Genomic DNA, 288 nt, shown 5'->3' on the forward strand with positions numbered 1-288 from the left:
GCCACCGCCCATGAGACCGATGCCGCGGGCCGCCTCACCGCCCTCACCACCGACGGCAAGACCACCGGCCAGACCTGGGATGCGGCCGGCAACCTCCTCCACGGCGCAGACGGCACCGCCTGGACCTACAACCCCGACAACAAACCCGCCACCGCTACCACTGCCGACGGCCTGCGCAGCACCTACACGTACTGGGCCGACGGCAGCCGGAAAACCGCCGAGACCACCGCCCCCGACGGCACCCGCACCACCGTCCTCTTCCACTACACCCCCGACGGCGCCATCGCC

At 71.9% G+C, this 288-nt stretch carries 1 protein-coding gene; it reads left to right on the plus strand.

Translation table 11 applies throughout. The annotated features are described in order from the left end of the window. Positions 1–288, plus strand: a 288-nt coding sequence (locus IF89_RS40095; RefSeq protein ID WP_043195126.1) for a hypothetical protein, incomplete at both ends; no start/stop codon positions are given.

The organism is Streptomyces sp. NRRL F-2664 (assembly GCF_000719345.1).
GTDB lineage: Bacteria > Actinomycetota > Actinomycetes > Streptomycetales > Streptomycetaceae > Streptomyces.